The 20530-nt window shown below is 71.3% G+C and carries 25 protein-coding genes; 10 read left to right on the forward strand and 15 right to left on the reverse strand.

The window, feature by feature from the left end; all coding sequences use genetic code 11:
* Window positions 1-89: 89 nt before the first annotated feature.
* Window positions 90-737 carry an SOS response-associated peptidase gene (locus KBZ13_RS10895; RefSeq protein WP_255009028.1) on the forward strand — a complete coding sequence of 216 codons (648 nt, stop codon included), beginning with the start codon at window positions 90-92 and terminating at the stop codon, window positions 735-737.
* 32 nt (window positions 738-769) lie between these two features.
* Complete coding sequence (locus KBZ13_RS10900; protein WP_255009030.1) at window positions 770-1564, forward strand: potassium channel family protein; 795 nt, start codon at window positions 770-772, stop codon at window positions 1562-1564.
* A 3-nt stretch (window positions 1565-1567) separates the two neighbouring features.
* Here KBZ13_RS10900 and ribD read toward each other — a convergent pair whose 3' ends face one another.
* Genes ribD through KBZ13_RS10920 form a run of 4 tightly spaced genes read right to left on the reverse strand, consistent with a single transcriptional unit; the run spans window position 1568 to window position 5961 of the window.
* The gene (gene ribD, locus KBZ13_RS10905) at window positions 1568-2623 is read right to left on the reverse strand and encodes a bifunctional diaminohydroxyphosphoribosylaminopyrimidine deaminase/5-amino-6-(5-phosphoribosylamino)uracil reductase RibD (RefSeq protein WP_255009127.1); all 1056 of its coding nucleotides are present in this window, start codon (window positions 2621-2623) and stop codon (window positions 1568-1570) included.
* A 26-nt stretch (window positions 2624-2649) separates the two neighbouring features.
* Window positions 2650-3138: a DUF3122 domain-containing protein gene (locus tag KBZ13_RS10910; RefSeq protein WP_255009032.1), complete on the reverse strand. Its 489-nt coding sequence runs from the start codon at window positions 3136-3138 to the stop codon at window positions 2650-2652.
* A gap of 4 nt (window positions 3139-3142) precedes the next feature.
* Window positions 3143-5674, reverse strand: a complete 2532-nt coding sequence (locus KBZ13_RS10915; protein ID WP_255009041.1) for a GH116 family glycosyl hydrolase — start codon at window positions 5672-5674, stop codon at window positions 3143-3145.
* Between the two features lie 47 nt (window positions 5675-5721).
* On the reverse strand, window positions 5722-5961 hold the full coding sequence (locus KBZ13_RS10920; RefSeq protein WP_255009044.1) for a hypothetical protein: 240 nt from the start codon (window positions 5959-5961) through the stop codon (window positions 5722-5724).
* A 55-nt stretch (window positions 5962-6016) separates the two neighbouring features.
* Between KBZ13_RS10920 and cbiE the strand changes: the two genes are divergently transcribed.
* Window positions 6017-7360: a precorrin-6y C5,15-methyltransferase (decarboxylating) subunit CbiE gene (cbiE, locus tag KBZ13_RS10925; RefSeq protein WP_255009045.1), complete on the forward strand. Its 1344-nt coding sequence runs from the start codon at window positions 6017-6019 to the stop codon at window positions 7358-7360.
* Here the strand turns inward: cbiE and KBZ13_RS10930 are convergent.
* The 4 genes from KBZ13_RS10930 to pheS are packed head-to-tail and all read right to left on the reverse strand — an operon-like array spanning window position 7320 to window position 10556.
* The gene (locus KBZ13_RS10930; RefSeq protein ID WP_255009047.1) at window positions 7320-7871 is read right to left on the reverse strand and encodes a DUF192 domain-containing protein; all 552 of its coding nucleotides are present in this window, start codon (window positions 7869-7871) and stop codon (window positions 7320-7322) included. The genes cbiE and KBZ13_RS10930 overlap by 41 nt on opposite strands.
* Window positions 7868-8578: a winged-helix domain-containing protein gene (locus tag KBZ13_RS10935; protein ID WP_255009049.1), complete on the reverse strand. Its 711-nt coding sequence runs from the start codon at window positions 8576-8578 to the stop codon at window positions 7868-7870. Before KBZ13_RS10935 ends, KBZ13_RS10930 begins: the two co-directional genes overlap by 4 nt.
* Window positions 8575-9495, reverse strand: a complete 921-nt coding sequence (locus KBZ13_RS10940) for an NAD(+) kinase (RefSeq protein ID WP_255009051.1) — start codon at window positions 9493-9495, stop codon at window positions 8575-8577. Before KBZ13_RS10940 ends, KBZ13_RS10935 begins: the two co-directional genes overlap by 4 nt.
* Window positions 9496-9548: 53 nt before the next feature.
* Window positions 9549-10556: a phenylalanine--tRNA ligase subunit alpha gene (pheS, locus tag KBZ13_RS10945; protein WP_255009053.1), complete on the reverse strand. Its 1008-nt coding sequence runs from the start codon at window positions 10554-10556 to the stop codon at window positions 9549-9551.
* A 98-nt stretch (window positions 10557-10654) separates the two neighbouring features.
* Here pheS and surE point away from each other — a divergent pair, with 98 nt between their 5' ends.
* Window positions 10655-11467, forward strand: a complete 813-nt coding sequence (surE, locus tag KBZ13_RS10950; protein ID WP_255009055.1) for a 5'/3'-nucleotidase SurE — start codon at window positions 10655-10657, stop codon at window positions 11465-11467.
* Here surE and KBZ13_RS10955 read toward each other — a convergent pair.
* Complete coding sequence (locus KBZ13_RS10955) at window positions 11452-12033, reverse strand: DUF3611 family protein (RefSeq protein WP_255009057.1); 582 nt, start codon at window positions 12031-12033, stop codon at window positions 11452-11454. The two genes, surE and KBZ13_RS10955, sit on opposite strands and share 16 nt — an antisense overlap.
* An 82-nt stretch (window positions 12034-12115) precedes the next feature.
* Here KBZ13_RS10955 and KBZ13_RS10960 point away from each other — a divergent pair, with 82 nt between their 5' ends.
* From KBZ13_RS10960 to KBZ13_RS10980, 5 genes are all read left to right on the forward strand, one after another.
* The gene (locus KBZ13_RS10960; RefSeq protein WP_315859623.1) at window positions 12116-13162 is read left to right on the forward strand and encodes a bifunctional riboflavin kinase/FAD synthetase; all 1047 of its coding nucleotides are present in this window, start codon (window positions 12116-12118) and stop codon (window positions 13160-13162) included.
* Between the two features lie 118 nt (window positions 13163-13280).
* A complete protein-coding gene (locus KBZ13_RS10965) occupies window positions 13281-14366 on the forward strand; it encodes a thiamine phosphate synthase (protein WP_255009059.1) in 1086 nt (361 codons plus the stop codon).
* Window positions 14363-14593 carry a sulfur carrier protein ThiS gene (gene thiS, locus KBZ13_RS10970; protein WP_255009067.1) on the forward strand — a complete coding sequence of 77 codons (231 nt, stop codon included), beginning with the start codon at window positions 14363-14365 and terminating at the stop codon, window positions 14591-14593. Before KBZ13_RS10965 ends, thiS begins: the two co-directional genes overlap by 4 nt.
* A 20-nt stretch (window positions 14594-14613) precedes the next feature.
* Complete coding sequence (locus KBZ13_RS10975; protein ID WP_255009069.1) at window positions 14614-15573, forward strand: DUF1517 domain-containing protein; 960 nt, start codon at window positions 14614-14616, stop codon at window positions 15571-15573.
* Window positions 15574-15655: 82 nt separating this feature from the next.
* Window positions 15656-15790 carry a hypothetical protein gene (locus KBZ13_RS10980; protein ID WP_255009071.1) on the forward strand — a complete coding sequence of 45 codons (135 nt, stop codon included), beginning with the start codon at window positions 15656-15658 and terminating at the stop codon, window positions 15788-15790.
* Here KBZ13_RS10980 and larB read toward each other — a convergent pair.
* From larB to era, 6 genes are all read right to left on the reverse strand, one after another.
* A complete protein-coding gene (larB, locus tag KBZ13_RS10985) occupies window positions 15773-16453 on the reverse strand; it encodes a nickel pincer cofactor biosynthesis protein LarB (protein ID WP_255009075.1) in 681 nt (226 codons plus the stop codon). The two genes, KBZ13_RS10980 and larB, sit on opposite strands and share 18 nt — an antisense overlap.
* Window positions 16454-16524: 71 nt before the next feature.
* Window positions 16525-16977 carry a TIGR03792 family protein gene (locus KBZ13_RS10990; protein ID WP_255009076.1) on the reverse strand — a complete coding sequence of 151 codons (453 nt, stop codon included), beginning with the start codon at window positions 16975-16977 and terminating at the stop codon, window positions 16525-16527.
* Window positions 16978-17069: 92 nt separating this feature from the next.
* Window positions 17070-17555 (reverse strand): 2-C-methyl-D-erythritol 2,4-cyclodiphosphate synthase, encoded by a 486-nt coding sequence (gene ispF / locus KBZ13_RS10995; RefSeq protein WP_255009077.1) that lies wholly within the window; start codon window positions 17553-17555, stop codon window positions 17070-17072.
* 25 nt (window positions 17556-17580) lie between these two features.
* Window positions 17581-18291: a tRNA (guanosine(37)-N1)-methyltransferase TrmD gene (gene trmD, locus KBZ13_RS11000; RefSeq protein WP_255009078.1), complete on the reverse strand. Its 711-nt coding sequence runs from the start codon at window positions 18289-18291 to the stop codon at window positions 17581-17583.
* Window positions 18288-18785, reverse strand: coding sequence for a phycobiliprotein lyase (locus tag KBZ13_RS11005; protein ID WP_255009080.1), 498 nt, complete (start codon window positions 18783-18785; stop codon window positions 18288-18290). Before KBZ13_RS11005 ends, trmD begins: the two co-directional genes overlap by 4 nt.
* Before the next feature lie 66 nt (window positions 18786-18851).
* A complete protein-coding gene (era, locus tag KBZ13_RS11010) occupies window positions 18852-19847 on the reverse strand; it encodes a GTPase Era (RefSeq protein ID WP_255009082.1) in 996 nt (331 codons plus the stop codon).
* A gap of 29 nt (window positions 19848-19876) precedes the next feature.
* Here era and KBZ13_RS11015 point away from each other — a divergent pair, with 29 nt between their 5' ends.
* Window positions 19877-20449, forward strand: a complete 573-nt coding sequence (locus tag KBZ13_RS11015; RefSeq protein WP_409995646.1) for a hypothetical protein — start codon at window positions 19877-19879, stop codon at window positions 20447-20449.
* The last annotated feature ends 81 nt before the right edge of the window (window positions 20450-20530 follow it).

Consider the following 20530-nt stretch of genomic DNA (forward strand, 5'->3'; position numbering starts at 1 on the left):
CGTCCTGACCAAGCTAGGTCGGTGTTCCTTCGCTTCGGACCTGGGCCGGGGTGAGAGAACCGAACGTTCACAGCTGCGGTTGAATCGAGATGTGCGGCCGTTTCTGCCTGACCACGCCCCTGGCGACGTTGGCGCCGAGGCTGGGGGCTCCGTTGCCGCCGGGGCTGGCCCACCACTACGCCCCCAGGATTCAGGTGCGCCCCGGTGAACCCCTGCTGGCCCTGCGCCAGGAGCACGGCCGCGATGAGGTGGCTCTGATGCTCTGGGGTCTGCTGCCCGACTGGGTCAAGGATCCCGCCGGCGCCAACAGGTCGATCAATGCCCGTGCCGAGACCGTGGACCAGAAGCCCAGCTTCCGCGGCGCCTGGCGCCACCGCCGCTGCCTGCTGCCGGCGGATGGTTTCTACGAATGGAGTGGCGCGGGAGCGGGCCGGCGGCCCTGGCTGATCCGCCGCCAAGGTGGCGCGCCCTTCTGGCTGGGGGGGCTCTGGGAGCGCTGGATCGGCGCTGATGGCAGCGAGCTGGAGAGCTGCTGCGTGCTCACCACCGCCCCGAACGCCCTGCTGGCGCCCATTCACCAGCGGATGCCGGTGATCATTCCGGACGGTCTTGAGCAGGCCTGGATGGCGCCCTGCGATGGCCCCGAGCTGCGGGCGTTGGCGCCGTTGATGGAGCCCTGGGATCCCGCGGGCTGGGAAGCACGTCCCCAGGGAGGGCCGTTGGAACTGACGGTCTGAGGCTCCACAATTCACGGGTACCGCATCGAGCCTTGGACCCTCTCCGCAGCAGAGTTCTCAATGCCCGGGCGCGGCTGGGCCGGCGGCACCGCTTCTTCCTGCAGCTTTTTCTGGTCTGCGTGCTGTTGATGGTGAGCTACACGCTGCCGCAGCCGCTGCGCCACCTGAGCACCGTCGGCCAGGTCCTGATGGTGGTTCTGCTGATCAAGCACCTGGGTGAACCGATCACGTTCCCTGCCACCAGCCGGGTGAGCGACTGCCTCTACCGCGCCCTGGGGGTGCTCGCCCTGATGGCCCAGGCGACCTGGTTTCTGACGCCGCTCTCGTTCGCGAAAACCGGCATGCCCTTGCTGGTTCTGTGGTCGTTGTTCGTGACCTGGAGCACCCTGCGGCTGGTGCACCTGCTGGGCCAGGAGACGGTGGTGAATGGCCAGGTGCTAATGGGGGCGGCCGCCGGCTATCTGATGCTGGGCCTGACGGCGGGGTTGCTGCTGAGCGTGCTGGAGACGGTGCACCCCGGCAGCTTCACCAGCGTCCACAACGAGGGCGGGCAGTTGCTGGTGCCGCGCCTGCGGGGGGGGCTGGCGCCGGTGCAGGTCTGGGAGCTCGACTTCGTGCGGCTCAACTACTTCGCCTTCGTCAGCCTCACCACCGTGGGCTACGGCGACATCCTGCCGGTGACGCCGGTGGCCCAGATCGCCAGCGTCAGCTTCAGCGTGATCGGCCCTTTTTATCTGGCGGTGGTGATGGGGCTGCTGATCAGCCGCTTCACGATCCAGGAAGCCAACCAGGGGAAGGACAATCGATCCGGGGATGGAGAGCATTAGCGCTCAGAGCTCGAGATTCCAGAGCAGATCAGGCCCCAGCCGGGTGAGCGCCAACTCCTTGAGCTCGGGGCCGTCATCGATGCGCTCCAGGCCCAGGTCGCCGAGGGGGGTGCGGGCGGGCGGCCCCCCCAGCAGCTTCGGGGCCACCACGGCGGCCAGCTGCTGCACGCAGCCCTGGCCCAGGGCGGCGGCGGCCAGCTCCGCTCCGCACTCCCAGAGCACCCGGTTGCAGCCCCGCGCCGCCAAGGCCTCCAGCAGGGCGTCGGGCTCGCAGGCGGCCAGTTCCAGCCGCTCCACCCCGAGGCGCTCCAGACGGGAGCGGCCCTGCGCCGGCGCCTCCGGTCCATGGGCCACCAGGGTGGGGGCCAGCGCCGTGTTCCAGAGCTGGGCCTGATCGGGCAGATCCAGGCCGCGGCTGAGCACCACCCGCAGGGGCTCGCCCTGGCGCTGCCCCCGGGAAGTGAGCAGGGGGTCGTCGGCGCGCACGGTGCCGCCCCCCACGATCACCGCATCACAGCGGGCCCGCAGCCGGTGCACCCAGGAGCGGGCCTCGGGGCCGCTGATCCACTGGCTCACGCCGTTGGGCAGGGCTGTGCGGCCATCGAGGCTCATCGCCCACTTGAGGATCCCCCAGGGGCGGCCCGTGGCCAGGCGATGGAGGAAGGGCCTGTTGAGGGAGCGGGCCTGCGCCTCGCGCACCGCTTCGATCACCTCGATGCCGGCGGCCCGCAGCTGGGCCAGGCCGCGGCCGGCCACGCGCGGGTCGGGATCAGCCATCGCCACCACCACCCGCGCCACACCGGCGGCGATCACCGCCTCACTGCAGGGGGGGGTGCGGCCGTGGTGGCAGCAGGGCTCCAGGGTCACCACCAGGGTGCCGCCCTTCGCCCGCTCCCCCGCCTGGGCCAGGGCTCCCACTTCCGCATGGGGCTGCCCGGCGGCGGCATGGAAGCCTTCGCCCACCAGTTGGCCGCCTGCATCGAGCACCAGCGCCCCCACCAGGGGGTTCGGGCTGGTGCGCCCTTCGGCCAGGGCCGCCAGCTCCAGGGCGCGGTCCATCCAGAGAGGCCAGGCGGCGGCGCCGCTCAACGGCCGCTGGTCGCCAACGCGCGCCACTGCTTGACCAGGTAGGGCGGCACCGCCAGCTCATCGATCGCACCGGGGAGCTTCAGGCGCAGGGGCCGGTTTTGCTGGAGATCGGCCAGCAGCGGCTCCAGATCGAATTCGGCGACGGCCGAACGGCCATCGCTCGAGAGCTGGGGGTTCTTCGCGGTGAGGTCGTCCAGGCTCCAGCGGAACGGCCCCGAGCGCACCTGCAGTGCCGTGGGGTGCTCCAGCCGTAGCTTGCCGGGGAAGCCCACCAGCCGCAGGCGCATGGGCCCATCGCCTGAGCCCTGGTGATAGGCCACCAGCTGCCAGCTCTGGTCGTCGAGGTCGCGCAGGCTTTCGAGGCTGCGCTCGATCGGATGGGCCCAGGCGGGCGCAGGGACCGCCGTCAGCCCCAGCAGCCCTGCGGCCCCAAGGGCGAGCGACAGAATCACCGCCATCACGTGCTTGATCCGCAAACTCCCCATCGGTTCAGGGCCGCCTGGCCGCACCGGGGATCGGCTCCCAGCCGGTGTGGGTGGCCCAGAGGGCCCAGATCGCCATCGCCCGCAGGTAGTGGCAGGCCCGGAAGGTGCCGACAGCCGTGATCGCCTCCGGGGTGCGGAACTGCAGTCCGCCCGCATACACCTGCTCGACCACGGCGCCGGTGATCGAAAGGGCGGTGCCCGTCTCGTCCAGCAGCCGGTAATAGGCGGCCAGGCCGAAGTTGATGCCGGTCCAGACCTCAAGCGGATGGGTGCCGTTGGGATCGAGCGGGGTGCCGTCACGGCGCAGGCCGTTGGCCACCCCGAGCCGGCCCCCCTCGAAGCGCTCGAAGCAGGCCTCCTTGATGGCGCCCAGGGCGGAGCGCGCCCGCTCCTCGGCCACCACCGGCGGCAGCCCCAGCAGGCGGGCATAGAAATCACCGCAGAGCTGGTCGGCCATCACCACCGGTGTGCCGCTGCCGGCATCGATGCGGTAGAACTCGCCGTTCCAGAGCAGCGCGTCAAAGTTCGCCCTGCTCTGCTCCAGCCAGCCTCCGAACTCCCGCTGCTCGGCGCTGGTGTCGAGCCCCAGCTCCAGCTGCAGCCGCTGGCCCATGGCCAGGGCCGCCTCCAGGGCCGCGATCCAGAGGGCACCGCAGTAGGCACTCACCCCCTCCAGGGGCCAGTCGTCGAAGGTCTGATCCGGGGCGCCGCCGTTGTCGGGCAGGCCGTCGTTGTTGGCATCAAAGGTTTTCAGGTAGCGCAGGGCCTGCACAGCCGCCGGCCAGCAGTCGGCCAGAAACCGCAGGTCTTCGCCCGTGGGGGCAAGGGTGAAGGCACGCCAGACCTGGAGCACGAAGTCGGAGGCGAGGTCCTTCCAGAGGTTGCAGTCCTGGTAGGCGGTGTAGTTGGTGGCGTCGAAGGGGCGTTCGTTGGGGGCCCCCAGGTCGTGGGGGGTGGCGCCGGCCACTTTGCGGGCCGCTTCCACCCGGCCGCGGCCCTGGGTGAAGTACCAGCCGATCGGCCGCGGCGTGGGGTCGGCGGCGGGGATGGCGCGGGCGAAATCCCGCAGCACCGCCTTGTCGAGTTCCGGCCAGAGCTGCAGCAGGGCGAAGGAGCCGTAGAGGCGCACGTCGAGGCTCTCGTACCAGGCGTAGTCGAGGCATTCGAGTACCCCGAAGCGGCCGACGGGATCGCTGGGGCTGGCGGCGGTCCAGAGGCTGCCGCCGCTGGCCAGGTCGTAGAGCTCGTTGAGCAGGGCCATGCGTAGCGGCTCGGGCAGATCGGCCCGCTCCAGCACCGGTGCCTGCCAGGCCTCGATCTGCTCGCGCCAATCCCGCCAGTCGAGCAACGCTTCAGCGGCGATCGCCGCAGCCTGGCGCCCGCCGGCGCCGAAAAAGTCGGTGTAGCGGCGCAGGGCGCGGGTGCCGGTGGCAAACGCCGTGACGGGGAGATCCCAGCTGATCACCACCGGCAGCTCGATCGAGGCCCCGGGCGCCAGGGTGAAGCGCAGGGCGATCGCGGCACTGGCGGGTTCGTTCGCGGCGCTGGTGCGTTCGTCGTCGCGGTCGGGGATCGAGCCATCACGCTCAAAGCTCTCCCAGAGCTCGGCGCCATCGCCCGAGGGGTCCCAGCGGCTGCAGCGCAGCACCTCCACCCCCTCCAGGTCGTCGGGCACCGCCAGGCACCACTGGCCCTGGCCTTCGGCGATGGGTTCGCTGCGCGCTCCCTCCAGCAGCACCCCCTTGAGGCCGGGGGCGTCCACCCAGCGGTTGTGCTGGCCGCCGGTGGCGCCGATGGCCGGCACGTAGTTGTGCTCCGGGCTGCCGTCATCGCGGAAGGTGACGGCGGCGCTGGGGTCGGTGTTGGTGAACCAGCCGCTGGTGTTGCGCCAGCTGAGCAGCAGCGAGAGCTCCAGAGGCTGATCGCTGGGGTTGCTCAGACTCCAGCGGAAGACCGCCACCGGGTAGCTGCTGCGTTGGTAGTCGCCGGGAAGAATCGGGCTGAAGGCCTCACAACCCACCGCCGCCTGAAACACGCCGTCGTAGCGGAACCAGCTGAGCGGGTAGCGGGCGGCGTAGGTGCCGGTGCTGCGCAGGTTGCCGTCGCTGCCGGTGGTGCTGGCGGGGTACCAGCTCCAGGCGCCCAAGGGAGCGCCGCTGGCCCCGGGGCGGGAGTCGTCCCGTTCGGGGGCGGTGGCCAGGGCGTGGGCGCGGCAGCCGCTGCCGCTTTTTTCAAACAGGGCGAACTGGCAGTCGGGCAGGGAGCCGAACCAGTGCTCACCGCCATCCAGGTGCCAGAGGTTGAAGGCGCCGTCGGGGCCGCGGCCGAAGCAGCCCGCCCCGAAGCCCCCCAGGGGCGCTCCGTGGTTGGGGCCGTCGTCGAGGTTGCTGGCGTAGCGGACGGTGTAGGGCTTCTCCCAGCCCAGCCCAAAGGGCCGTTGCCAGCTGGCGGCGGGGGCCTGCCAACCGGAGCTGCCCGCTCCAGAGCCCTTGCCCCGCAACAGCTCGTGGAGGGCAGAGAGGCCGAGGCGCGCCATGGCAGAGCCGGAGGTGGGCCCAGCTTGTCAGAGGCGGGCGCCGCTTGTCAGAGGCGGGTGCCGCCGGGGGCTCGGGGGTTCTCCGCGTCGCTGCTCACCTCCTGGTCGATCAGGGCATCGAGGGTGACGGCCGAGCGCACCAGGGCCTGGTAGTGCTGCACCACCCGCCGGTTGCGCTCCAGCCAGGCGCCAGGATCGCCGCCGTCGGCCGCCAGCAGCTCCCGCTCCCCCTGCTGGGCCAGCAGGGCGATCACCAGTTCATGGATCCGTTGGCGGCGCTCGCCCATGGGCGTTGGGGTGGGGAGTTGAGCATCATGATCCGATCGGTGGGAGCAAGCGGCGGTGGAATCCCAGCGGCAGCCAGGCAGCCGGATCAATGACCCGCCAGGAGAGCGCATCGACGTGCTCGGCACCGATGCCGGCGGCGTGGACGCGCTGGCGGCCCCGGCCCTGGCGCTGTTGCGCCAGGCGGATCTGGTGGTGGCGCCGGAGCGGCTGCTGGCGGGAGCCCAGGCCTGGTGGCAGCGGGAAACAGCAGCGGGTCGGCTGGATCGCCCCCTGCCCCGGCTGCTCGCCAGCGACCGGCCCGATGAACTGATGGCCCCCCTGGGGGCGGCCCTGGCGGCTGGTATGCCCGCCGTGGTGCTGGCCAGCGGCGATCCGCTCTGGTTCGGCATCGGCCGGCTGCTGGTGCAGCACCTGGGCGCCGGCGCCCTGCGCTTTCATCCCGCCCCCAGCTCCCTGCAGCTGGCTTTTGCCCGCCTGGGCCGCCCCTGGCAGGACGCCAGCTGGATCAGCCTCCACGGCCGCGACCCCGAACCCCTGGCCCAGCGGCTGCAGCAGCGCCCGCCCGCCCTGGCGGTGCTCACCGATCCCGGCCGCGGCGGCGCCGGTGCGGTGCGCCGGATCCTTGTCGCCTCAGGCCTGGAGGCGTCCTACGGCTTCTGGCTGTGCGAACGCCTGGGCCACCCGGCCGAACGCGTGCAGCGGCTGGCGCCTGGGCAGCCCCTGCCGGTGGATCTCGACCCCCTGCATCTGGTGCTGCTGATTGCCGAGCCGCCCGCCGATCCCGATCCGGCTTCCCTGCCCCTGTTCGGCCTCGACGATGGCCTCTGGCTGCAGCAGGGCGACCGGCCCGGACTGATGACCAAACGGGAGGTGCGCATCCAGCTGCTGGCGGATCTGGAGCTGCCCGCCACCGGGGTGCTCTGGGATCTGGGCGCCGGTGTGGGCAGTGTTGGCCTGGAGGCCCTGAGGCTGCGGCCGGAGTTGAAGCTCTGGGCCCTGGAGCGCCGGGGCGGCTCGGCGGCCTTGATCGCCGCCAACGCCCGACGCTTTGGGGTGACTCCCGCGGGGATCCTGGAGGGTGCTGCCCCCGAGGCCCTGGCCCAGCTGCCTGATCCCGACCGGGTGCTGATCGGCGGCGGCGGCCGCGATCGCGCCGCGATTCTTGCGGCCGTCCTGGAGCGCCTGCGGCCCGGCGGGCTGGTGGTGTTGCCCCTGGCCACCCTCGAAGCGCTCGCGGAACTGCGGCCGCTGCTGGAGCGCTCCGGCCTGGCGGTGGCGGTGGGCCAGCTTCAGGCCTGGCGCGGGGCCCCGTTGGCCGAGGGCACCCGCCTGGCGCCCCTCAACCCGGTGCTGGTGCTCAGGGGGCGCCGATCCGCTGGTGCAAGGGCGCCGGCTTGAGGCCGGTCAGCCAGCGGATCGGCGCCGGGCTGCCGGGGGTCAGCCCCAGGGCGGCCGCCTGGCCTGCCGCCAGTTCCACAACCCCGTCCACCTTCTGCTCCGGGCCGTAGCTCCGGCAGGGCAGCCGCGGGCAGGGGGTCGCCGCCGCTTCGATCGCCACCACCCGCTCCCCAGCCACGAACAGCATGTCGAGCGGCTCGGGGGTGCGGTGCATCCAGAAGCTCACGGGCTGGGCGGGCTGGAAGCGGAACCACATGCCGCGCAGGGGCGCCAGGGGTGGCCGCTGCATCAGCCCCCAGGCGTACTGACGGGGGGCACGGGGCACCTCGAGCTGAAGGCAGCGGGGGGGCGCCAGGACGCCCGTGGCGCTGGCGAGCGGCGGCAGGCACCATTCGGCCTCGATGGGCAGGTACTGGGGCGGGCCCAGCGGTTCAACCGCTTTGGACTGGGCGGCTTTCGGGGCCGAGGGGGTGGCGGCGATCAGGGCCGCGAGGACGAGGCTGAGGCTCATGCTTCGGGGGGCTCCTGGTGGGGGATCCCCTGGTCGGGGAGCCCGTCACTGAGGCTGTACCCGCGCCCCCGCAACGTGTGCAGCAAACGCCGCTCGCCTCCTTCTTCGAGCTTCTGGCGCAGGTAACGCACGTAGACCTCCACCACATTGCTGGCCACTCCCTGTTGCCCCTTCCACGCCGCCGCCAGGATCTGCTCGCGGCTCAGAATCTGACCGGAGTGCTCCAGCAGGTGCACCAGCAGGCCGTACTCCCGGGCGGTGAGGGCCACCAGGCGCTGCCCGCGCCGCACCGTGCGGTTGCCGGGGTCGAGGCTCAGGTCCGCCAGCTGCAGCAGCGGTGAGCGGCCGCTGCTGCGGTCCATCACCCGAGCATGCAGCCGCAGCCGCAGCAGCAGATCGCTGGGGGGGGAACCCGAGAGCCAGAAATCATCGGCCCCGGCGCTGAGGCAGCTGGAGCGGGCGTCGACGCCGTCGCTGCCGATGTCCAGCAGCAGCGGCACCCCGGGCAGGTCCTGGCGCAGCAGGGCGATGGCCGACTGGGTCTCCGCCGCCAGCACCACCACGGCCGGGGGCGGATCCACCAGCAGGGCGCGTTGCTGGGGCAGGGCCAGGTCCTCCAGGCTCAGGCAGAGGGGCTCATAGCCCGAGGCGCTCAGGCGCGAGGCCAGGGGATGGGAGGTGCGTCCCAGCAGGAGCACCCGGGTCATGGGGCCTGCTGGTGGGCGCCCGGTTTGGCCACGTGGGGCAGCCCCCAGCCCAGCTTGTTGCGCAGCACCTGGAAGAACTCATGGTCCTGCAGGCGGATGAAACGGGCGGAATGGTCGCTGCGGCGGATCAGCACGCGATCCTCCGGCCAGACGTAGCAACCGGCGCTGCCGTCCACCACCATCATCAGCCGCTCGGGAGTGGCCGGAAACACCGTCACCGGCTCCCGATCGCTGAACACCAGGGCGCGGGAGGCCAGGGAGTGGGGGGCGATCGGTGTGAGCTGCAGCACGGGGCAGTCGGGGGTGATCACCGGTCCGCCGGCGCTGAGGGCGTAGGCGGTGGAGCCGGTGGGGGTGGAGAGGATCACCCCGTCGGCGGCGATGTCCACCGGAGCGTGGCGGCCGATGGCGATCTCGAAGTGGCACATGCTCGTGAGCGGCTCGCGGTGCAGGGCCATCTCGTTGAGGCAGAGCACTTCCCAGCGACGCTGCTCGCCCCGCATCACGCTCACCACCAGCATGCTGCGCTCCTCAACCGTCCAGCGGCCGGCGATCAGCTGCTCGAGCACCGTGTCGAGTTCGTTGAGGTAGGCCTCCGCCAGAAAGCCCAGGTGGCCCGTGTTGATGGTCAGGATCGGCAGGCCGATCGGGGCGGTCTGGCGGGCGGCCGAGAGCACGGTGCCGTCCCCCCCCAGCACCACCGCCAGGGCCATCTCGGCGTGGAAATCGCTGGGCACGCAGGCGCTGTAGCCCAGGTTGCGCAGGTGCTGGTCGGGGTTGGCGAAGCCCACCATGCCGCCGGAGCTGCTGGCCCGCAGCACCCCATAGCCGGCCCCCACCAGCCGGCGCTCGATCGCATCGGCGGTGTTGACGGCCAGATCCTTGCCGTCGTTCACGATCAGTCCGACGCAGGGCACCGATCGGGAGCGTGGGTGAGCTGAGTTTATGGAATCACCTGGGCAGGAGACCTTCAGAACTGTTCGAGGAAGCGCAGGTCGCTGCTGAACAACCGGCGGATGTCGTCGATGCCGTGGCGCACCATGGCGAACCGCTCCACCCCCAGGCCGGCGGCGAAGCCGCTCCAGCGCTCCGGATCGAGCCCCAGGCCTTCGAGCACCGCCGGATCGACCATGCCGCAGCCCATCACCTCCAGCCAGCGGCCCCGCCACTGCACATCCACCTCGGCCGACGGCTCGGTGAAGGGGAAATAGCTGGCCCGGAAGCGCACCGGCAGGTCGCCGAAGAAGGCCTGCAGGAAGGCGGTCACCGTGCCGCGCAGGTGGCTGAAATCCAGCCCCTCGTCGATTGCCAGCAGCTCCACCTGGTGGAACACCGGCGAATGGGTGGCATCGACCGCATCACGGCGGTAGACGCGCCCGGGCGCCACGATCCGCACCGGGGGTGGGTTCTTCTCCAGGTGGCGGATCTGCACCGGCGAGGTGTGGGTGCGCAGCAGTTCGTGCTCCGAGAGGTAAAAGGTGTCCTGCATGTCCCGCGCCGGGTGGTGGGGCGGGATGTTGAGGGCGGTGAAGTTGTAGTGGTCGGTTTCGATCTCCGGGCCCTCCTCCACCCGGTAGCCCAGGCCGCAAAAGATGTCGACGATCTCCTCGGTGGTGGTGATCAGGGGGTGGCGGTGGCCCACCGGGGTGTAGGTGCTCGGGGCGGTCACATCCAGCCGCTCGCGCTCCAGCTTCTCGGCCAGGGCCGTTGCCTTCATCCCCGCCAGGCGCTCCCCCAGCTGCGCCTGCACCAGTTCCTTGAGCACGTTGGCCCGTTGGCCCACCAGCGGGCGCTCGTCGGCGGGCAGCCGCCCCATGGCGCCAAGCACCCCGGAGAGGCGGCCTTTCTTGCCCAGCAGGGACACCCGTAGGGCTTCAAGCGCGGCCGGACTGTCCGCGGCGGCGATCTCAGCGCTGGCCTGGGCTTCAAGCTGCTCCAACTGGTCGGTGAGCGCCTGCAGGCTCAATGGGGCGCTCACGGCGTGGCAACGGGGGCCATTAACTGTAGGTAGCGACGTCTGGCGCACCCGGACGCGCCCAAGGGGCGACCTAGTTTGCGCTTCTCACGGACGCGCCCATGGGCCCCCTGCGGATCCTGATCAGCAACGACGACGGGGTCTTCGCCGATGGCCTCCGTGTCCTGGCGGCCGAGGCGGCGTCCCGGGGGCATCAGGTCACGGTGGTCTGCCCCGACCAGGAACGCTCCGCCACCGGCCATGGGCTCACCCTGCAGACGCCCTTGCGGGCGGAGCGGGCCGATGAGCTGTTCGCCGCTGGGGTGCGGGCCTGGGCCTGCAGCGGCACCCCCTCCGACTGCGTCAAGCTCGCCCTCTCCAGCCTGCTGGAGGAACCCCCGGAGCTGGTGCTCTCGGGCATCAACCACGGCCCCAACCTGGGCACCGACGTGTTTTATTCCGGCACGGTCTCGGCGGCCATGGAGGGCACCCTCGACGGGCTGCCCGCCCTGGCGGTGAGCAGCGCCTGTTTCCAGTGGCGCCAGTTCGAGCCCGCCGCACGCCTGGCCCTCGACGTGGCCGAGCAGGTGTTGGCGGCGGGCTGGCCCGAGGGTTTGCTGCTCAACCTCAACGTTCCCGCCCTGCCCGACGGCTCGATCGCGCCGCTGCGCTGGTGCCGGCCGGGGGTGCGCCGTTACGTCGACCAGTTCGACCGCCGCAGTGACCCGCGGGGCCGCACCTATTACTGGCTGGCGGGGGAGGTGGTGAATGATCTGGAGTCGGCCGGCGCCGGCCCCCAGGACTGGCCCACGGATGTGGCCCAGGTCCATGCCGGTGGTGCCGCCCTCACGCCCCTGCAGCCGGAACTGTTCTGGAGAGGAGGCCTGGAGGCCCTGGGCGGACTGCTCCGGGTCGATCTTCAGCGCGGTCGGTAGATCCGCTGCAGCAGCCACAGGCTGATGATCAGCCCGAGCAGGTGGGCGAACAGCACCTGGGTGTTGCTGAGCACCGCGAGCATTTCGATCGAGGTGATCGGCAGCCCCACCACGCGGCCGCCGGCGCCAGGCACCCCCTGCATCTGGGCGCCGAAGAAGCCCGGCACCTGCTGGGAGGCCTGCACGAACAGGCTGCCGGCCAGGGCCTGGTAGCCCACCGCCGCCAGGGTGAGGCCGACCAGATCCGCCAGCAGCCCGCGCTTGACCAACCGCGCCGTTTCGCCTTTCGAGGGGTGGGCGGGGCTGGCCAGGGCGCGGCCGCAGAGCACCACCAGCCAGCCCTGCCAGAGGCTCCAGAGCAGCACGAAGAACGAGAGCGTGGTGAGCGAGAGGCCCGGGCCCAGCCCCAGGGCCCGGGAGGAATTGGCCGCCATCTGGCCGCCGATGTTGTTGAAGATCAGCACCCCCACCACCACGATCCCCAGGGCCAGCTGAAACCAGAAGCGCACCCAGCCCACGCGCCGCAGGGCGGCGGAGATCTGAAGCAGATCGAGGCGATCGGCCATGGGGAAGGGGCGGGGGCGGAAGGGAGTGTGCGCCTCAAACTTGCCATGGGAGGATCGATCGGGCGAGGCACACTCCCCTGATTTGATTCCGCTGCGATCGCCCCAGGAGGCCCGTCGGCCCACGGCGGTGGCCCTCGGCAGCTTCGACGGACTGCACCGGGGCCACCGGCGGGTGATCGAGGCGGTCACGGGTTGGCGGCCGGCCGCGCTTGGCACCGCTCCTGGGCCAGCTCCCGTGCCAACGGTGTTGAGCTTTTGGCCCCACCCCCGGGAAGTGCTCTTTGGCGACACCCGCCTGCGGCTGGACCTGCCGGTGGAGAAGCTCAGCCTGTTGGAACCGCTGGGCATCGAGCAGCTGGTGCTGGTGCCGTTTGATCGCGCCCTGGCGGCCCTGAGTCCGGCCGCCTTCGTGGAGCAGGTGCTGGTGGGCCAGCTGCAGGCCCGGGTGGTGGCCGTGGGGGAGAACTTCCGCTTCGGTGTCGGCCGCTGCGGCGATACCGCTGAGCTGGTGGCCCTCGGTGCCCGCCATGGGATTGACGTGCAGGTGCTGCCGATGCTCCAGGACAACGGTGAACGTTTCAGCAGCAGCCGCATCCGCAAGGCCCTGGCCATGGGTGATCTGGAGGAGGCCGCGCGGCTGCTGGAGCGGCCCTACCGCTTCAGTGGCCGGGTGGTGCGGGGCCGCGGCCTGGGTCGGGAGATCGGTTGGCCCACGGCCAACCTGCAGGTGGACGGCCGCAAGTTTCTGCCCCTGGAAGGGGTCTATGCCGCCTTCGCGCAGCTTGATGGCGGGCCGCCGCTGGCGGCGGTGATGAACCTCGGTCCCCAGCCCACGGTGGACCCCATGGCCCCCTCGGCGGTGGAGGTGCACCTGCTGGACCGGCAGCTGGAGCTGGAGGGCCGTGAGCTGGTGGTTGAACCGGTGGCGTTGCTGCGCCGTCAGCAGCGCTTTTCCGACCTGGAGGAGCTCAGTGCCCAGATCGCCCGTGACGCCCAGCAGGCCCGTGAGCTCACCGGCGCCCGTGGCGCCCCAGCGGCCATGGCTGGCCTGGGCTCAGGCGGCGGGGTAGGCGTTGGTGAGGCCCCAGACGATGAAGGCACCGATGCCCCCCAGCAGCAGAATCCCTGAAATCAGCACCAGCATCGGGTTTTCCGCTTCTCCCTGCGCCATGGCTGCTGGACCGCTCACACTCCCGCCACCCTAGGCAGCCCCTTTCGCCCGCTTCGCCATCTCCAACACCAAGTCGATGGAGTCTTCGCCCCAGGATCCCCCCAACACCGGCCAGCCGGTCGATCGGCCAGCGGAGGCGGGCCGAGAGGCAATCGCCCGGCTGCTGGATGCCAATTTGGACCGGGCCCGCGAGGGCCTGCGGGTGATCGAAGACTGGTGCCGCTTCGGCCTGGACCGCGATGATCTGGTGGCCCGCACCAAGGACCTGCGCCAGCGGCTTGGGTTGCTGCACGAGGACCGCTTCAAGCAGGCGCGCCACACCGCCTCCGACCCGGCCGCCGGCCTGGGCCATCCCGCCCAGGAGTCGCGGCGGACCCCTTCCCAGGTGGTGGCGGCCAACTGTGCCCGGGTGCAGGAGGCCCTGCGGGTGCTGGAGGAATTCGCCCGCAGCGAGGCTCCGGAGCTGGCCCGCCAGGCCGCCGCCGGGCGCTATGCCCTCTACGACCTGGAGCTGGCCGTGCTCAGGGCCCGCCAGGGCGGCCATGAACGCCGCGCCCAACTGGCCCAGTGCCGGCTCTACCTGATCACCAGCCCCTCGCCCCAGCTGGAGGCCACCGTGGCCGCCGCCTTGGAGGCGGGGGTGCGCCTGGTGCAGTACCGCAGCAAGGACGCGGCCGATGGCGAGCGTTGGCGGGAGGCGCGCGCCCTGCGCCAGCTCTGCGCCCGCCACGGGGCCCTGTTCATCGTCAATGACCGCCTTGATCTGGCCCTGGCGCTCGACGCCGATGGGGTGCATCTGGGCCAGGGGGACCTCCCCCCCGCCGTGGCCCGCCGCCTGCTCGGGCCGGAGCGCCTGATCGGCCGCAGCACCGGCGAGCTGGCTCAGCTGCACCAGGCGGTGGCCGACGGCTGCGACTACGTGGGGGTGGGGCCCGTGAACGCCACCCCCACCAAGCCGGGCCGGGCGCCCATCGGGCTCGCCTACGTGCGCCAGGCGGCGAGCGAATCGCCGATTCCCTTCTTCGCCATCGGTGGCATCGAGCTCGCCACCCTGGCGGCGGTGCGGGCGGCGGGGGGCCAGCGGGTGGCGGTGGTGCGGGCGATCACCGGGGCCGCTGACCCCGGCCAGGCCAGCCGAGACCTGCTGGCGGCCCTGGCATGAGCGCAGCGGAGATGATCGCGGTGCTGCTCAATGGTGAACAGCGTTCCTGCCCCGCGGGCCTGGATCTGGAGGCGGCCCTGCGCCACTTCGGCTACGAGCCGCGCCTGGTGGTGGTCGAGTTCAACGGAGCGATCCTCCCGCGCGCCCACTGGCCGGATCAGCTGGTACGGGAAGCCGATGGGCTCGAGGTGGTCACCATCGTGGGAGGGGGGTTTCTAGAGTCATAAGCATCTATCAGGTGACAGCGTTGTCCCCTTCACGGCGTTTCCTGATCCTCCGTCGACTCTGCGGCACCCTCCTCGTGCCGGTGTTTCTGGTCGGCCTGCTGTTGGCGGCACCGGCGCCCTCCCAGGCGGCCAGCGGTGGCCGCATCGGCGGCGGCAGCTTCCGCTCGGCCCCCTCGATGCCCCGCAGCTACGGCGGTGGCGGCGGTGGTTACCGCGGTGGCTACGGCGGCGGTTACGGCGGGGGGTATGGGGGTGGCATCGGCTTTCCCTTCCTGATCCCGATCTTCGGCTTCGGCGGTGGCGGCCTGTTCGGATTTCTGATCCTGATGGCGATCGTGGGTGTGATCGCCAACGCCCTGCGCGGTGGCTCCGGCGCCCTGATGGGAGGCGAGGGCGGTGCGATCGAAGCCCCGCGCCGCGATGGTCCGGTGGCGATCGCCCAGCTGCAGGTAGGCCTGCTGGCCTCGGCCCGGGAGCTTCAGGAGGATCTGCGCCGCCTCGCGGGCAGCTCCGACACCAGCTCCAACACTGGTCTCCAGAGGGTGCTTCAGGACACCACCCTGGCCATGCTGCGCCAGCCCGATCTCTGGGTCTACGCCAATGGCGAACTGGGCCAGGTGGCCTTCGCCGCGGCCGAGTCCACCTTCAACCGCCTCTCGATGACCGAGCGCAGCAAGCTGCGCAGCGAGGTCACCTCTAACGTGGCCGGCCAGCGGCAGAACTCACCCACCACGGCCGTCGGCAATGCCGATGCCACCAGTGATTTCATCGCCATCACGCTGCTGGTGGCCAGCCGCGGGCGCATTCCGCTCAAGGCGGTGACCACGGCCGATGAGCTGCGCGAGGCCCTGCGGGTGCTCGGTTCGGTGCCCTCTGCCGAATTGCTGGCACTGGAAGTGATCTGGCAGCCGGAGGGCGCCGGTGAGGTGCTCAGCACCGAGGAACTGCTCACCGCCTACCCCCAGCTCCAGCACCTCTGAGCCCCTTGCGGAAGGGTGCGGCGGGCTGCACACTGCGATCCAGTTCCAGCCCCCACGGATGGCACCAAGGCCGGTTGAATGGGTGAACACACCGGTGCTGGTTGAGGCTCTGCAGCGCTACGAACTGGGCCTGCTGCCCCTGTCGATGCGCCGCTGGGTGGAGACGCTGCTGGAGCTTCCCCCCAGCCGATCGGTCTCCTCAGAGCGCCTGCTCTGAAGCCCCCTGAGGCGACCCCCTGAGCATGCGCAGGGCCGCCATGGCGGCCCCATAGCCGTTGTCGATGTTCACCACCAGGAGCCCCGGGGCGCAGCTGGCCAGCATCCCCTGCAGGGCCGCGTGGCCCCCTTCACTCACCCCATAGCCCACCGACACCGGCACGGCGATCACCGGCTGGGGCACCAGCCCCGCCAGCACCGTGGGCAAGGCTCCCTCCATGCCGGCGCAGGCGATCAGCACCCGGGAGTGCCGCAACTGCTCCAAGCGGCCCAGCAGCCGGTGCAACCCGGCCACGCCCACATCCACCAGCAGCGTGCTGGCCACCCCGGAGCAGCTCAGGGCCAGGGCGGCCTCCTGGGCCACCACCAGGTCGCTGGTGCCGCCGGTCAGGATCGTGACGGCAGCAGGCCCCGCCGGTTCTTCCAGGGGCCCCTGGGTGAGGCAGCGGCTCTGGGGGTGGTGGCGGCTGGCGGGGGCCAGCTCCAGCACCGCGGCCGCCTTGGCCGGATCCACCCGGGTCACCAGGGCCGGCTGACCCAGCTGGGCCAGGCGCTCGAGGATGGCGGCGATCTGTTCGGCGCTCTTGTGGGCGCCCCAGATCGCCTCGGCCATGCCCAGCCGCTGACGGCGCTCCAGATCCAGGTGCACCAGGCCCTCGATCATGCCGTCGAGGCCCTCAGGGGCCCTGGGTCCTTCTTGGCGCTGTCCTTTATGGCCGTGCCCTGGGGCGAGCGTCATGGCAACTCGCTGGTGGCTGGCTCCGGGGGGCGCTCGGGCACCAACTCAGCGGTCTCAACGATCGGGAAGGGGTTCACCGGCCGCTCACCGCTGGCGGCCTTACCGGTGCCGGGATCGTTTGCGGCCAGGCAACGGCGAGCGGCGGCTTCGAAGCGCTCCTGCACCTGGTCGAGTGTGGCGGCGGGGATCGATTTCCAGTCGCTGCGGCTGGCCCAGCCGATCAGGATCAGCCCCTCCTGCCGCGCCGCATCCCAGAGCAGCTGGCGGCCGCGGTAGCCACGCTGCTGGTCCAGCCAGGGTCCCCAGCTGGAGGCTTCCGCCTGGAGCCAGCAGGCCCGCGCCGAGGCGGGCACGCTCAGGCGCAGCAGTTCCACCACCTCGGCCTGATCGGCCAGCGGCGTCGGAGCTGCGCCGCTGGCGGCCGCTGATTGGGGTTGAAGAAGCGCCAAGAGAGCGATCACAAGCCAACCAAGAACCATAGACAGCCACTGCCCCCGGCGGGATGGCGATGACGGTCGGGGCCGGGCGCTCGCCATGGGGATCAGGGTTTGTGCAAGAGCGCCACGGCGTGGCAGGCGATGCCCTCTTCGCGGCCCGTGGGACCGAGCCCTTCGTTGGTGGTGGCTTTGACCCCCACCTGCTCGGGCTCCAGCCCAAGGCGGGCGGCGATGGCGCTGCGCATGGCCGTGATGTGGGGCTTGAGCTTGGGGCGCTCCGCCACGACCACCGTATCGAGATTCAGCACCTGCCAGCCGCGCTCCCGCACCAGGGCCATCACCTGCTCCAGCAGCACCAGGCTGTCGGCCCCCTTCCAGCGCGGGTCGTCGGGGGGGAAGTGCAGGCCGATGTCCCCCAGGCTGAGGGCCCCCAGCAGGGCATCGATCAGGGCGTGCACCAGCACATCGGCGTCGCTGTGGCCATCGAGCCCGAGGCCATCGGGGTGCTCCAGCCGCACCCCCCCCAGGATCAGCGGCCGACCCGGCACCAACCGGTGGATGTCGTAGCCGTTGCCGATGCGCAGTTGCATGGGGCTGCTCGCGGTTCGCTCCAGCTCAGTCTTTCAGCCCCTGTTGCTCCAGCCAGCGGGCATGGAGATCGGGCCGCCGCTCGGCGGTGCGTTGCTGTTGCTGCTCGAAGCGCCAGCGGGCGATGGCGCCGTGGTCGCCGCTGCGCAGCACTTCGGGCACCTCCTGGCCCCGGAAGTTGGCGGGGCGCGTGTAGTGGGGGTGCTCCAGGAGCAGGGTGCTGTGGCTTTCCGACTCGAGGGACTCTGCCGTGCCCACGGTGCCCGGCAGCAGCCGCACCACCCCGTTGATCACCACCATCGCCGGCAGCTCGCCGCCGGTGAGCACGAAATCCCCGATCGAGACCTCCTCATCGGCCAGGGAGCGGATGCGCTCATCGAAGCCCTCGTAGTGGCCACAGAGCAGCACCAGCTGGTCGTGGCCCGTGGCCCAGCGTTGTAGGTCGGCCTGCCGCAGGGGCCGGCCCTGGGGGCTCATCAGCAGGATGCGCCGCCGGGCTAGCTGCGGAATCGACTCCACCGCCGCGAACACGGGTTCGGGCTTGAGCACCATGCCGGCGCCGCCGCCATAGGGTTCATCGTCCACCTTGCGGTAGCGGTCGTTCGCGAAATCACGGGGGTTGTGGGTGTGCAGCTCGGCGATGCCGGCGGCAAAGGCCCGGCCGATCACACCGAGGCCCCGCAGGGGGGCGAAGGCCTCGGGGGCCAGGCTGACCACATCGAGCCTGAGGCCGCTCATGCCTCCTGGGCGGGGGGACGAGCGACACGGCGGATTTCGGAGCTGAAGCTGGCGTCGCTCGGGCGGCCATCGGCGAACCGCTCCACGGTGCTGCGCAGGCGCAGGTTGGGCTTGGTGAACCAGATGCGCTCGCGCCGCTCCCGTTCGCCCTGCTGCACCACCAGCTCAAGGCTGCCGTCGGGCCACAATTCCCAGGTGCCGCGCAATGGGGCGTTGTCGTCGGCGCTGCTCCCGGCCTGGAAGCCACCGTCGACCCCGAAGCGCAGATGGCGCGACGGCTGGCCCTTGGGGGTGAACGTCAGAGCGCCGAGATCGCCTTCGCCGCCAGTGGCCTGCCATTCCACCCGCAGCTCGCCGCGCTCGCTGGCATGCCAGCTGTCATCGCCGCCGCTGGTCAGGGCGAAGCGGCTGCGCAGGCTCATCCATTCGCCGGCGCAGAACGCCAGAAAGCCCGCCAGATCCTTGGGCGGAAACGGAGCGCTGCTGTCGGTCAAGGGGAAAGGACGGGGCGGTGCGGTGGTTCCATCCTCTCAGCCGCTGGCCGGGCTGGCCTGGAGCGCTTAACCGTCTCCCCGATAGCCAAGTTCCGCCAGCTTGGAGGGATTGCGGCGCCAGTTCGGCACCACCTTCACGAACAGCTCCAGATAGACCGGCCCGTCAAACACCTTCTGCATCTGCAGCCGGGCGCCGCTGCCGATGGTCTTGAGCATGGTGCCGCCCTTGCCGATCAGGATCCCCTTCTGGCTGGAGCGCTCCACCAGCACCGTGGCCAGCACGGCGGTCCGAGGGCCGTCGTCGACGATGCGATCGATGCTCACCGCCACCGAGTGGGGCACCTCCTCGCGGGTGTGGTGCAGCACCTGCTCGCGGATCAGCTCCGAGAGCAGCAACTGCTCCGGCTGATCGCTGACCGCGCCGGCGGGGTAGAGGTGGGGGCCCAGGGGCAGCCGGGCGGCGAGGGCCTCCACGAGCTCCCCGGTGCCGGCGCCGGTGGTGGCGCTGCAGGCCAGCAGGGGCCAGTCCAGGGGCGCAGGCCGCTCGCCCCAGGGGGACGTGTCCGGGTCAATGCCCAGCAGGGCGCGGTAGCTGGCGGCGAGCTCCTCGGCGCGGGCGGGATCGACCAGGTCGCTCTTGTTGAGGGCCACCAGCACCGGGGCGCGGCTGTGGCGCAGCAGCTCGACGATGAAGCCGTCGCCCCGGCCCGCCGGCTCGCTGCCATCCACCAGCAGCAGCACCACATCCACTTCGCCAATGGCGCCCCGGGCGCTCTGCACCAGGCGCTCGCCCAGCAGGTGGTGGGGTTTGTGGATTCCCGGGGTGTCCAGCAGCACCAGCTGGGCGCTGGGGGTGGTGAGGATGGCCCGGAGGCGGTTGCGGGTGGTCTGAGCCACGGGGGAGGTGATCGCCACCTTCTCGCCCACCAGCTGGTTGAGCAGGGTGGATTTGCCCACGTTCGGTCGGCCGATCAGGGCCACGAAGCCGGAGCGGAAGCCCTCTGGGCTGCTGGGGAAGGCTTCCGCCGCGAGCTCAGCGGGCGGTGGATCATGGATCTCCATAGCCTTCACACTGCCAGCCCACCGGCCCGATGCCCGATACCAACGCCGCCGATACTCAAGCCGCCGACACAACAGCCCCCGCCTCCGGCTCCCCCGCCACGCCCAGCTTTCCCCAGGCGATGGAGATCGCCGGCCAGTGGTTGGCGCTCTGGGAGGCGGGGGAGCTCAGCGATGAGGTGCTCGCCGATCGGGTGGGGGAGCTGGTGGCCAGCCTCGATGGGGCCCGGGGCTTCTTCGTGGTCGCCCTGGCCGGGGACAGTCCGCTGATGGACCGGCTGCCGGAAACCCTGGTGCTGAGCCTGCGAGGCGCCGGAGACCTGGTGGTGGACCTCACCGCCCGCAACCTGGCGATGAGCACGGCGATGGCGGTGCACCACGGGCGCACGGATGACGGGGACCAGCAGGCGGGATCGAAGCGGGTGCAGATTCGCTGCACGGAGCTGCTGCGGCTGCTGGAGCCTGGGGCGGTGAAGGAGCGACTGGAGCGCCTGCTGGCGGCCACCGCGGGCAGCGGCGACGATGTGGCGTTCCTGGAGCGCTGGGGCTACGACGGCGATCAGAAGGCCGCCATCGCGGCGGCGATCGAAGCGGTGGCCGAGTGATTCCGCGCAGCTTCCAGCCGCCCCCCGGCGCCAGCCCATGAAAAAAGCGCCCCTGGGGGGGCGCCTGGCTTGAGAGCATCT

Source organism: Cyanobium sp. ATX 6F1, from assembly GCF_024346315.1.
GTDB lineage: Bacteria > Cyanobacteriota > Cyanobacteriia > PCC-6307 > Cyanobiaceae > ATX-6F1.